Source organism: Enterobacter sp. MEB024 (assembly GCF_030209635.1).
Classification (GTDB): domain Bacteria; phylum Pseudomonadota; class Gammaproteobacteria; order Enterobacterales; family Enterobacteriaceae; genus Enterobacter; species Enterobacter ludwigii.
In genome coordinates this window covers 1-12,822 of record NZ_JARVRQ010000013.1, presented here as the reverse complement: position 1 = coordinate 12,822, position 12,822 = coordinate 1, and the positions used below count along the sequence as shown (strand labels likewise).

Sequence of the window (12,822 nt, the reverse complement as noted above, 5' to 3'; positions counted from 1 at the left end):
TGTTACTCATCCGGGTTAAGGCGACGACGGCTGATGATACGCAGCAGACGCCACAGCACCCACGCCAGCAACACCACGCTGACGGCGGCCAGGATAGCCAGCAGAACCGGATGGTTAGCCAGCGCATACCACAGACGCTCGAACCACGGCAGATGGCCCACGTAGTACACATCGCCCACGCGCAGGCTATTGACCCCAGACTCGCGGATCACCGCCACCGAACCATACATCGCGGCACGTTTGCCGCTGTCGTTCATCGCGCTGTTGAGTAACGCATACCCACGCGGGCTGTCCGCCAGGAGCGCCACTACGCTACGCTGCTCGTTGTAAGGTGACTGGAAGCCAACCACCGCGGCCATTGGCCCCTGAGACGTAACGGTTGTCTGCACGCTGGCCTGACGATCGTTGATATCCGGCATAATGCTCGGGAACTCGGTCTGACGCAGTGGCGTGTTAACCCAGGACTGCGCTGCTTTGACCAGCAGATCGATACGCTTGTCATCCTTCAGCTTATCCGGGATGTTACCGATCACCATGATGTCCGCGTCTTTGTTCTGGATCTGGCTACCATCGTCAGTCAACGTGACATTAATTGCCGGTAATCCGGTCTGCGCACCCACGGACGCCATGGTGTCCAGCAGGGTCGTCACCTGGCCCTCATTTGGCGCTTTTGGCATGACGACAATGGATTCAGAGAGATCGGCCATACGGCTGAACGGGAAGCTGGCATTGGCAAATGCACGCAGGTCCGGCATGGCAAGGAAGTGATAATACTTCGAGAAGTCGATGGTTGACTCATCACCAATCACAACGTGGTTCTGTACTTGCTGGAAGGTGATGCAGTTATCCACTGAGCCGCCGGGCATCGGGTTCATGTATTGGAAATCAAAGCGCAGCTGGTTGATCGCCCCAAGCTTCAGCGCCGGAATAGAGACGTCCGTTTTCCCGTCCAGCAGCCCCTGCAACACCGGCAGACGGAGCATCAGTCGGTTAGTATCCTGCGTGCTTGTCAGACTGAAAGATTGCAGGAACTGGTTGTTCAGGCTGATATCCATGCGTGAACTGTCTTTGGTTGCCGGCGCGGTGTAACGGTAGCTCAGATTGATATCAATACCGTTGGTGCGCAGCAGGTACAGGTCTGGCGGCAGATTCAGTGACAGACTAATTGGGGCTGGCTCAAGCCCCGTCGCCTGCAGCTGTTCTTCATACGTTTTCAGTTCGCCAAACGTGACGGCACGGTCAGTACGCACCCAGTTTGGTGCGTCATAAGGTTTACGCGGCAGCAGCGGTTTAACCTCATCCACCACCACGCTGTTTCCACGGAACAGAACGTTACCCTGGGCAATGCCCTTTGCCGCCTGCACCAGGTCTTTATCATCACGCCCGAAGACCACCAGCAGCTTCACGTACGGGTTATCCGGGTGGCTCATCATCTCAATGGTCGGCGCTTTTACGTCCGGGTGATCGCGCAGGAAGGCAGGACGTTTCGCGTTGGTCGCAAACACGATCGCGTTTCTGTCCGGCATTTTGTCGTACATTACCGGGAAGTTCTGCCCGCGCCAGCCGGAACGTGAACCAAACCACGATGCCACAATGGTGGCCGCCAGCTGCTCGGTGACGTCCGGAGACGCCGCAAACACCATTGGCAGCACTAACTGACGATTATCACGCGGATCAAAGAACGGAACCGGGAACGACGAGAGGTCGTTTTTCAGCGCCAGCGACTGGTAGGTCATCTGCAGCGAAGAGTTGCGTCCTACGTCTACCCACAGGGTATTGCTGGCAGGGTTCTCACAGACGTCACGGTAGTGACCGACAAACTCCAGACGTATGCGGTTAAAGTCGGTGATGAAAAGAGGGTTAATCGGCACCTGGGCCTGTGTTTTCTTACCCAGTTGCTCTTTTGTGACGGGCAGGACGTCCATCAGCTCATCATTCAGGTAAACCTTCAGCTGAGACTGTACCGGCAACAGCGACGGTGATGGCGTGTATTCAAGGTTCAGCATGGCGTGAGAGACAACCTCATCGCTGCGCATACCGAACTCAATGCCGCCGTTAGGGTTAATACCGCGCAGCACCATGCTGCCCGGCGGCGGCGCAATCTGCGCAAAGCTCAGCTTCACGTCCCGTGACGGGGCATCTTCCGCGACAATAGGCGCGTTCGCTCCCTGTACGCCCGGCATCACCTGACCGACGACATTGCTGTCTGCCGGCAGGGTGTTGCCGTCCGTAGGCTGGTTCGGAATGACGTTTTCCGTTTGACCGGGTGCCGCGGTGATAACCGGATCGGTCGCCTGGGCGACCACAGGTACCGTCGGAGCAGGCGTTGCCGCTGCGTTATCGGGTGCTGCGTTAGCCATCGTTGTGGGGAGCGCACTTACCCCCATTGCCACTGCACATAACCAGGAAAGTTTAGTTTTCATCGCGTTATCATCATTGTTGAGCCATAACCGGGTCCGCCTGCTTCGCCTCATCCCGCTCGGGACGACGAGGAACGAACGATACGATCCAGGAAACCAGCGAAGTAAGGGACCGGAAAATTAATTTCACCGACGACGGGGCAAATTCTGCAAGGTGACGATAGCCACGGAACCCCAGCTTCAGAATATCCAGCAGGCTTTCCAGAGGTTTATCTTCCGGGAAGCTGTCCTGCCAGAGAGCCCACGTGTCCGCGCGGGCAAACGTACACTGCACAAAATCAATATGTTGCTTTTTCGTCAGCGGCATCAGTTGCAGACCGACTTCATTACCGGCTACACGCACCACCTGCGTCGGGAAGACGTACTCCTGCTGGCCGCGCTTCAGCAGCAGGTTAACCTTCTGCCCTTCCAGCACCTTCGCCTGACCGTTGATTTTTATCCCCAGACCACCGTCTGAGAAGTCGTGCACAGTACAGGAGAAGAGGTGACCATCTTCACGGGCGATTGCCGCAGGCATGCAGATTTCCACGCGATGCGCACGGCGGACCTGTTTGCTCTCCACCGACACCGCAACCGCGCCGCCGAGGATAATCAGGTTGTAGAACACCCATGCCATACTCACGAACACGGTCAGGATCTCGTTTTCCGGGCCGTAGAAGTAGCGCCAGATACCGGCAATCACGCCCACGATATTCAGCAACACCAGGAAGATGTACGGCCGGGAGATGACCCAGTCGACATACTCCTCTTCCACCAGACCGCCCTTCGCAGTGACGTTGAATTTACCTTTGTGCGGGTTGATCAGCGCCACCATCGTCGGCGGCGCGATGTACCAGGCCAGCACCGTTTCGTAGATTTCACTCCAGAACGAATGGCGGTATTTACCCTGAATCTTCGAGTTCGTCAGGCTCGCGTGAATCATGTGCGGCAGAACGAACAGCGCAATCATCAGCGCAGGCGCGTAGATGATATAGGCGTGAAGAAGCAGGAACGCCAGCGGCGCGGTCAGGAAGATGAGGCGCGGGATACCGGACAGGAAGTGGAACATGGCGTTGACGTAGCACAGACGCTGCGCGAGTTTCAGCCCTTTCCCAATCAGGGGGTTATCGAGACGGAAAATCTGCACCATGCCGCGCGCCCAGCGAATACGCTGGCCGATGTGCGCCGAGAGAGATTCCGTTGCCAGACCCGCGGCCTGCGGAATACGCATATACGCAGAGGTGTAGCCCCGACGGTGCAGGCGCAGCGAGGTATGCGCATCTTCGGTGACCGTTTCGACGGCAATGCCACCGATCTCATCCAGCGGTTTACGGCGAATAACCGCACAGGAACCGCAGAAGAAAGTCGCATCCCACATGTCGTTCCCGTCCTGCACCAGGCCATAGAACAGCGTACCTTCGTTAGGGGTTTTACGGAAACGGCCAAGGTTACGTTCAAATGGATCCGGCGAGAAGAAATGGTGCGGCGTCTGCATCATCGCCAGCTCTTTCTCCTTCAGGAACCAGCCCATCGTCATCTGCAGGAACGAGCGCGTCGGCACGTGGTCGCAGTCAAAGATTGAGACAAACTCACCTTTGGCATATTTGAGGGCGTTGTTGATGTTCCCGGCCTTGGCGTGTTCATGCGTGGTACGGGCGATGTACTCGACACCCACCTCTTCCGCGAACTGGCGGAACGCCGGGCGGCCGCCGTCATCCAGAACCCAGATTTTGAGTTTATCTTTCGGCCAGTCGATACCCAGCGCGGCGTAAATCGTGTTTTTTACCACGCTCAGGTCTTCGTTGTAGGTCGGCACGAAGAGATCGACAGACGGCCATTGTGACGTGTCTTTTGGCAGCGGAACCGGCTGACGGTTGAGCGGCCAGATGACCTGGAAATACCCCAGCACCAGTACAACCCAGGCGTACGTTTCCGCAAACAGCAGAACCAGACCGCACACCAGGCTGACCGGGTCATCCCAGTTGAGCGTTGAGGTGTAACGCCACCAGATGTAGCGACAGGAGACGGTCAGTGACAGCACAATCAGCATCAGGGCGGAGAAGCGTCCCGGAATACGGCGTACCAGCAATGCCACACCCCACAGCAGGATCAGGAAGGTGAACTGCGCCAGGGGGTTAAAGGGCTGCGTAATACAGACCAGGGCCAGAATGAGCGAGAAAACGACAATTACGCCGAGTATAAAACGCCGCAAGCCCGGGTGCAGATGCCCGAGCTCTTTATGGTTATCCAGATGGCTGGTCTTGTCACCCACGCGGTCAGGCAAACTGTCCAGCCACTGGTGATAGCGCTCACGTAAATGTTGCACGCGGGAGAAGCTGCGCCAGCGCGGCGCTTTGTTTTCTGAGCGGGACGACGTGGCCACCAGCCAGACAGCCTGAATGATATAACGCGCCGGATCCAAGGGTCGCGGGCGATCGGGATGAATATGCGGATATAACTCACTGTGCTGCGCACGAATGCGCTGCCAGCGCGGGTGTTCGAGGGGAATGAACGTCCAGGCCAGAATCATCCAGAAGCAGCCGAGCGCGGCGCTGAATGCCGAAGCTCCGTGCCGGCGAAAATGCCGGTAATGTTCGCTCAGACGCGAACTGACCGGCGGGATGAGTAACCAGCTGGCGAGACGGCTCATACAGAACTCCCTGCAGGCTCTGCCCCTTTGGCAAAGTGCAGCAGACACCAGTTCGCCAGCGTCAGGATCTCTTCTGCCGCCAGGGAATCGCTGCGGTATTCACCGAGTGGTTGTTTGGAGGCAAGGCATTCCGCCATGCCCTCATCACGATGGATAACAATCGGCAGCAGACGGCGCTGGCTTTGCAGCCAAACCTGATACAGATCGTCCTGGATCTGGCTGCCAATGCGTAAATCATTAATCAGGATATGACCATTTTCAGGCAACCCTTGCTGATGCAGACGAATATGGCAATTCGCGTCGACGTTCACAATCGACAGCACGCGATCGCACTGCGCCATAAGCTGTCGGGTCAGCGTGCCGGCGCCGTGCGGCAGATCCAGAAGGATCCACTTATAATGGCCTTTTTCTTTCAGCTCCTGCAGCGCGACGGTGAACTGGGAAAACAGACGCTGATAGGCAGCTTCATTTTCACGCTCGGTAGTGGTCAATTGGCCAAAGGGCAGTACATCAAGCTGCGAGGTATAACGCATACCCGCATCGCGCCAGTCTTTATCATCAAGCAGCGCGCGAGCCCAACCCTCTGTACGCGTAAAGTCGACATTAAACGACATGCGCAGCAAATTATCGGCACAGGCGTCAATCACCAATACCGATTCACCTAAAAGCTGTAATGACCACGCCAGCGCCGCGGTAACGGATGTTGTACCTACTCCACCACGGACGCCCTGTAATCCTAGTATGGCCATCAATGGCTCCCTTATTGTTGTTGGGCAAATTCAGCTAATAGCGGCCAACGTTTAATAGCCGCGGCCAACTGTTCCCGCTGGGAAATGTCGGTGTAATCTATTTCAGGTAATGAAAACGCCTGCGTCAGCGCCAGAAAGTCGTTCTGGAATGTGTAACCCAGGGTTGAGTCGACTGGGGTGCCGGGTTCGTTATTATCCATTCTATTCCATCCCTTTGAGTAAAATCGCACAATCAGAAGTAGCGAGGCTTCCTGCCCTATCAAATTTCATTTACATGCTAAATCTGATGTTCTTTAATTTCAATGTTAGGTTTATTTCTACGCTTTCGCTAGTAAACTGAGATACAGAGAAATTAAACGAAAAGAGGGACACCGTGGACTCCATATTTTCTATTGGCATCCAGTCATTATGGGACGAATTGAGCCACATGCCAGTCGGAGGAGTCTGGTGGATTAATACGGATCGTAATGAAGATGCTATCAGTCTGGTAAACAAGACAATTGCCGCTCAGGGCAAGGATTCCCGCGTGGCCGTCGTGAGCATGGGCGAAGAGCCAAAGAAAATTATCACCCTTGAAAACGATCGCGGTCCGCAGACGGTGCGATTATTTTCCATGCCTGCGGAGGCCGATAGTCTATACTTTTTGTCCCGCGACATTCAGTGCTCTATTGATCCGGATCACTATCTGGTGATTCTGAAATGCTCAAATAACGCCCTGCAAAATATCCCTGCTGAAAAACTACTGCCCTGGCTGGAAAAAATCAATAAATGGGCAAAATTTCAAAATTGCACGCTATTGATAGTCAATCCTGGCAGTAATAACGACAAACTGTTTTCCCTTTTAATGGGCGAATATCGCTCCCTGTTTGGTCTGGCGAGTCTTCGGAACCAGGCAGACAGCTATCTCTACGATATTGCGTTCTGGTGTAATGAAAAAGGCGTAAGCGCCAGACAACAGCTCACCCTTAAACATATTGAGGGCGAATGGCACCTGGCGCAGCAGGAAGAAACCGTGGTGCAACCGCGCAGCGATGAAAAACGAATCCTGAGCCATATTGCCGTTTTAGAGGGGGCGCCTGCGCTCTCGGAAAATTGGTCGTTGTTTGATTCTAACGAAGCGCTTTTTAATGAAGCTCGCACAACCCAGGCGGCAACCATTGTTTTTTCGCTCATGCAAAATAACCAGATTGAAACGCTGGCGCGACAGATCCACACCTTACGTCGCCAGCGCGGAAGCGCCTTAAAAATAGTGGTGCGCGAAAATAACACCAGCCTTCGCGCCACGGATGAGCGCCTGCTTCTGGGCTGCGGTGCCAATATGGTGATTCCGTGGAATGCGCCGTTATCACGCTGCCTGACGCTTCTCGAAAGCGTTCAGGGTCAGCAGTTCAACCGTCACGTACCGGAAGATATCTCCACCCTGCTCTCCATGACGCAGCCGATGAAGCTGCGCGGATACCAGAAATGGGATACCTTCTGCGACGCCGTCGGCAACATGATGAGCAACACGCTGCTTCCTGCAGACGGGAAAGGGGTGATGGTTGCCTTGCGCCCGGTACCGGGTATCCGCGTTGAACAGGCGCTCACGTTATGTCGTCCGAACCGCACAGGAGACATCATGACCATCGGCGACAACCGCCTGGTGCTGTTCTTGTCCTTCTGCCGGATAAACGATCTTGATACCGCCCTTAACCATATCTTTCCCCTGCCAACCGGGGATATTTTCTCGAACCGTATGATCTGGTTCGAAGATAATTCTATCAGTGCAGAGCTGGTGCAGATGCGTGCCCTCGAGCCTGAACAATGGGCGAAACCGCTCACCGTGAAGAGCGATGCCAAACCGATTCTCAACGCCCGACATGACGGACACGTCTGGCGGCGAATACCGGAACCCCTTCGCCTGTTAACTGAGAATGGGGAGAACGCACCATCATGAATATCAGCGATATCATTCAACTGGTCGTATTCTGTGCGCTGATCTTTTTCCCGCTTGGCTACTATGCGCGCCATTCCATACGCCGTATCCGCGATACGGCCAGAGTGCTGTTTGTAAAACCTCGCTATGTAAAACCAGCCGGAACACTGACACGGGCATCACACGTCAAGGCAGACCGAAAACATGACTAATTCTACCTATACCGCTTCGTCACCATCGCCGCTCTGGCAATACTGGCGCGGCCTTTCCGGCTGGAACTTCTACTTTCTGGTGAAGTTTGGTCTGCTGTGGGCAGGCTATCTGAATTTCCATCCCCTGCTCAACCTGGTGTTTATGGCTTTCCTGCTGATGCCTTTGCCCAATATCAGGCTGCATCGCTTGCGTCACTGGATTGCTATCCCTGTCGGCTTTGCTCTGTTCTGGCATGACACTTGGCTGCCGGGGCCGGACAGCATTATGAGTCAGGGTTCGCAGGTGGCAGGGTTTAGCGCCAGCTATGTCCTTGACCTGACCGAGCGCTTTATTAACTGGCAAATGATAGGTGCCGTCTTTGTGCTGCTGGTGGCCTGGCTGTTCCTGTCACAATGGATCCGCGTCACGGTATTTGTCGTCGCCATTATGATCTGGCTGAACGTGCTAACGCTTGCGGGTCCAGACTTCTCCCTGTGGCCCGCGGGTCAACCCACGACCACGGTGACCACTACCGGGGGAAGTGCAGCGGCAACCGTCACGACGGCAGGTGATACGCCTGTGGTCGGCGATATCCCGACGCAGACCGCACCGCCGACGTCCACTAACCTGAACGCCTGGCTCTCCAGCTTCTATACCGCGGAAGATAAACGTCAGACCAAATTCCCGGAAGCCCTGCCGGCGGATGCTCAGCCGTTTGAGCTGCTGGTGATCAACATCTGTTCACTCTCCTGGGCTGACGTCGATGCCGCGGGTTTGATGTCTCACCCGCTGTGGTCCCATTTCGATATCCAGTTTAAAGACTTTAACTCTGCCACCTCGTACAGCGGCCCGGCGGCAATTCGCCTGCTTCGTGCAAGCTGCGGTCAGACATCGCATAAGAACCTGTATCAACCCGCCGGCAACCAGTGTTATCTGTTCGATAACCTCTCAAAACTGGGCTTCACGCAGCATCTGATGCTGGGACATAACGGCCAGTTCGGTAACTTCCTGAAAGAGGTACGCGAACAGGGTGGTATGCAGGCACAGCTGATGGATCAAACCGGACTGCCGGTCACTCTGCTGGGCTTTGACGGTTCACCTGTTTATGACGATACCGCCGTGCTGCAACGCTGGCTGAAGACCATCGAAAAAGACAGTAATCCGCGCAGTGCAACGTTCTACAACACGCTGCCGCTTCACGATGGTAACCACTTCCCTGGCGTGAGCAAAACGGCCGATTATAAAGTTCGTGCGCAGAAATTCTTCGATGAACTGGACGCATTCTTTACGGAGCTGGATAAATCGGGCCGTAAAGTGATGGTGGTTGTGGTACCTGAACACGGCGCCGCGCTGAAAGGCGACAGAATGCAGGTGTCAGGTCTGCGTGATATCCCTAGCCCGTCTATTACCAACGTACCGGCAGGCATTAAATTCTTTGGTATGAAGGCACCTCATCAGGGCGCACCGATTGAGATCGCCCAGCCAACCAGCTATCTGGCCATTTCAGAACTGGTTGCCCGCGCGGTTGACGGCAAACTGTTTGTGGAAGACAGCGTGAACTGGGATCAGCTTACCAGTAACCTGCCGCAAACTGCCGAAGTCTCTGAGAACGCGAACGCGGTCGTGATTCAGTATCAGAACAAACCGTACGTTCGCCTGAACGGTGGAGACTGGGTACCTTATCCGCAGTAAACCGCATTTCCCTCTCCCCCAGGGGAGAGGGCTCACCCGTTCCGTTATGGCTGCTCAGCAAGCCATACAAGCATTTTCAGGCTTGCGGAGTAGTAATCATCCTTTGCAGTGATCTCGGGTTCTCCGGATGGCTGTCCCATCGTTAAATCACGTACCGCCAGCAGCCCCCCTTCCATCATGTAAGGCGCATATTCATTGGTCGTCACGTTTACCCATGCGGGAGTTTGTTCGCGGGGGAACTGACCGAACCAGGCTCGCCACGGCGTTAACAGCGGGCTCTTCTTATCAGACCAGGCCAGGTAAAGTGGAATGCGGATCGCGTCGTAGCTCATCCGTGGCGGCCAGGCTTTGGCCGGGGACAACGTGCCCGTAGAGTCCAGCGAGACCCAGTCCGTGGGAAGCCTAGCTTTACCCGATCCCATTTTTGCCAGCAAACGATGGCCATTCTGAATCAACTTGCCCCAGACCGGCGAATGGCTGCGACTGGCAAAGGCCTGCCAGGCCGGGAAGACGAAATAAGAGGGGTTAAGCACGATCTCACCGTCGAGGGTAAACCCCTGGACGCCGGGCAGCATCACGCGGTAACCCGCATAACGGGTCACGGTGTGGCTAATGAGTGCTTTCGTTATCGCATCCGATGCGGCGCTGTACTGTTTGTCATGCCAGCGCGTATCCGCTTTCAACAGCGCCCAGGCAATCAGGACATCGCCATCGGCGGCGTTATTTTTGTCAGCAATCGGGTTGGACTCGGCAGGGTTATAACGCCAGTAAAACAGACCATTTTCTTTGTTCTTCAGCGTACTGTCAGTCCATTTCCAGAGCTTATCGAACGTGGTTTTATCGTCGTTAGCCACCGCCATCAGCATGGCGAAGCCCTGGCCTTCAGTATGCGAAACATTACCGTTGCCGGTATCGACAATCCGCCCTTCCGGCGTAAAGAAGCGTGCTTTGTAACTCTCCCAGGCCTGGCCCGCCTGAGAGAGGGGGGAGAACAGTAAACTCATCATGACGGCCAGAGCGGCGCATGCGGGTTTTCGCATAATGGGTTATTCCGCGCTGCGCAGTGAAATCTCACCGCCCACCCAGGGTTTGATCACGCCATCCTGCTCCAGGAGCAACGCGCCCTGTGCGTCGATGCCGCGGGAAATACCGTAGATCTCTTTATCACCAATCAGCAATTTCACCGGACGGTTAATAAAGTTATCCAGCTTTTCCCAACGGGACAGGAAGGATGCCAACCCCTCTTGTTCAAAGAGCGAAAGCGAACTGCGTAATTCTTTTATCATACGCACGGCAAGGGTGTTGCGATCGATGGTGATCCCCGCTTCCTGCAGGTTGGTCCACGCCTGATTCACCACGTCATTTTGTACATTGCGCATCACCATATTGAGGCCTGCACCAATGACAATTTGCGCCGCGTCGCCTGTTTTACCCGTTAATTCAACGAGAATACCGGCAAGTTTACGATCGTTCAGATAAAGGTCGTTTGGCCATTTCACCCGCACCTTATCAGCGCCCAGATCGTGCAGCACTTCCGCCATCACAATCCCGATGACCAGACTCAGGCCAACAGCAGCAGCCGGACCCTGCTCCAGACGCCAGTACATGGAGAGATAGAGGTTGGCACCAAATGGCGAAAACCACTTGCGGCCTCGACGGCCACGCCCGGCCTGCTGGTACTCGGCTACACAGGCATCCCCGGAGGATAATTCGCTGAGTCGATCCATAAGGTACTGGTTGGTCGAATCGATCACCGGCAAGACCGCAACATTGCCCTGCTCTACCTGGCTGCGGATCAGCTCTTCATTCAGCAGCTGAATCGGCTCCGGCAGGCTGTAGCCTTTTCCGGGTACCGTAAAGACATCAACACCCCAGTCGCGGAGGGTCTGGATATGCTTGTTAATGGCGGCACGGCTCATGCCCAGGTGTTCACCCAGCTGCTCGCCGGAATGGAATTCACCGTCGGCAAGAATGCTTATCAGGGTTAAAGGGATAGTATTGTCCTTCACGCGATAACCTCCACGGCATTCACTTCACCCGTACGGCCAATGAAGCGGACCTCTGGCTCCAGCCAGACGTTAAATTTTTCGCCCACTTGCTGACGGACGTGATGGGCCAACTGGACAACATCCTCGCTGGTCGCATCGTTTTGATTAATCAGCACCAGAGCCTGCTGGCGATGAACGGCCGCACCGCCCACGGAGGCGCCTTTTAACTGGCACTGATCGATAAGCCAGCCCGCGGCCAGCTTCACGCTACCATCCGCCTGTGGGTAATGGGGGGCGGCAGGCCAACCTGCAAGAAACGCTTGTGCGTTTTCGCTGCTGATAACCGGGTTTTTGAAGAAGCTTCCCGCATTTCCATTCACTTTAGGATCAGGAAGTTTGGTCGTGCGCATATGGCACACCGAGTCAAAAACATCACGGGCAGTCGCCGTTTCGGGATCGAGACGCGTTAAATCACCGTAGGTCAGCACCGGCTGCCAGTTTTTTGACAGACGCAGGCCTACGGCGACAATCACGTAGCGATCCTGATATTCATGCTTGAAAATACTGTCACGGTAGCCAAAACGGCACTGTTCAGCGGTTAAACGCTGAGCCGCGCCGGTCGACAGCTCAATACAATCTACGTATTCACAAACGTGTTTCAGTTCGATGCCATAGGCACCGATATTTTGAATGGGGGATGATCCGGCGCAGCCAGGGATAAGGGCAAGGTTTTCCAGTCCTGGCATCCCTTTGTCCAGGGTGTATTGCACCAGATGATGCCAGTTTTCACCGGCGCCAACGTGCAGATGCCAGCTATCGGCGCGCTCTTCCACATCAATTCCCATGATGCGGTTAACGATCACCGTTCCCGCAAAATCATCGAGAAACAGGACATTACTTCCTTCGCCCAGAATCAGTACAGGTTCGTCTTGTTCTGTTGCGCTTTGCCAGGCATCCAGCAGCTGCTGTGCAGTATCGGCACGTACAATTTTATTAGCATTACGTTGAATGCCAAAGGTATTCCAAGGCTTAAGGGAGTGATTCATAGACGCTATCCTGAGACAAAAACCGGGATAGTTTACCGTATATACGGGGGGATAGGTGATTAGTTTAGAGAAACGAGGAAGGGATAAAAACGCAAAAAGGCCATCCTTTCGGATGGCCTCTTCACTTATTTGATGCCTGGCAGTTCCCTACTCTCACATGGGGAGACCCCACACTACCATCGGCGCTACGG

The 12,822-nt window shown here is 55.0% G+C and carries 10 protein-coding genes; 3 read left to right on the top strand and 7 right to left on the bottom strand.

Going from position 1 to position 12,822, the window contains the following annotated elements:
• Positions 1–2: 2 nt before the first annotated feature.
• The 4 genes from bcsB to bcsR are packed head-to-tail and all read right to left on the bottom strand — an operon-like array spanning position 3 to position 5,998.
• Entirely contained in the window at positions 3–2,423 is a 2,421-nt protein-coding gene (gene bcsB / locus QRN24_RS18455; RefSeq protein WP_032670490.1) for a cellulose biosynthesis cyclic di-GMP-binding regulatory protein BcsB, read from the bottom strand.
• A 10-nt stretch (positions 2,424–2,433) separates the two neighbouring features.
• Positions 2,434–5,049, bottom strand: a complete 2,616-nt coding sequence (gene bcsA, locus QRN24_RS18450) for a UDP-forming cellulose synthase catalytic subunit (protein WP_025202799.1) — start codon at positions 5,047–5,049, stop codon at positions 2,434–2,436.
• Entirely contained in the window at positions 5,046–5,798 is a 753-nt protein-coding gene (gene bcsQ / locus QRN24_RS18445; protein ID WP_025202798.1) for a cellulose biosynthesis protein BcsQ, read from the bottom strand. The genes bcsA and bcsQ overlap by 4 nt, the downstream gene beginning before the upstream one ends.
• 11 nt (positions 5,799–5,809) lie before the next feature.
• Positions 5,810–5,998 (bottom strand): cellulose biosynthesis protein BcsR, encoded by a 189-nt coding sequence (bcsR, locus tag QRN24_RS18440; protein WP_020884481.1) that lies wholly within the window; start codon positions 5,996–5,998, stop codon positions 5,810–5,812.
• A gap of 173 nt (positions 5,999–6,171) precedes the next feature.
• Between bcsR and bcsE the strand changes: the two genes are divergently transcribed.
• The 3 genes from bcsE to bcsG are packed head-to-tail and all read left to right on the top strand — an operon-like array spanning position 6,172 to position 9,597.
• Positions 6,172–7,734, top strand: a complete 1,563-nt coding sequence (gene bcsE / locus QRN24_RS18435; RefSeq protein WP_020884480.1) for a cellulose biosynthesis c-di-GMP-binding protein BcsE — start codon at positions 6,172–6,174, stop codon at positions 7,732–7,734.
• A complete protein-coding gene (bcsF, locus tag QRN24_RS18430; RefSeq protein ID WP_025202797.1) occupies positions 7,728–7,925 on the top strand; it encodes a cellulose biosynthesis protein BcsF in 198 nt (65 codons plus the stop codon). The genes bcsE and bcsF overlap by 7 nt, the downstream gene beginning before the upstream one ends.
• On the top strand, positions 7,918–9,597 hold the full coding sequence (gene bcsG / locus QRN24_RS18425; RefSeq protein WP_020884479.1) for a cellulose biosynthesis protein BcsG: 1,680 nt from the start codon (positions 7,918–7,920) through the stop codon (positions 9,595–9,597). Before bcsF ends, bcsG begins: the two co-directional genes overlap by 8 nt.
• 44 nt (positions 9,598–9,641) lie before the next feature.
• On the opposite strand, the gene QRN24_RS18420 is transcribed toward bcsG, so the two are convergent.
• From QRN24_RS18420 to murB, 3 genes are read right to left on the bottom strand one after another with little or no spacing between them, the layout of a single operon-like run.
• Entirely contained in the window at positions 9,642–10,637 is a 996-nt protein-coding gene (locus QRN24_RS18420; RefSeq protein WP_270293051.1) for a family 8 glycosyl hydrolase, read from the bottom strand.
• A gap of 6 nt (positions 10,638–10,643) precedes the next feature.
• On the bottom strand, positions 10,644–11,606 hold the full coding sequence (birA, locus tag QRN24_RS18415; protein ID WP_047355813.1) for a bifunctional biotin--[acetyl-CoA-carboxylase] ligase/biotin operon repressor BirA: 963 nt from the start codon (positions 11,604–11,606) through the stop codon (positions 10,644–10,646).
• A complete protein-coding gene (gene murB, locus QRN24_RS18410; RefSeq protein ID WP_047742659.1) occupies positions 11,603–12,631 on the bottom strand; it encodes a UDP-N-acetylmuramate dehydrogenase in 1,029 nt (342 codons plus the stop codon). Before murB ends, birA begins: the two co-directional genes overlap by 4 nt.
• Positions 12,632–12,822: the final 191 nt, after the last annotated feature.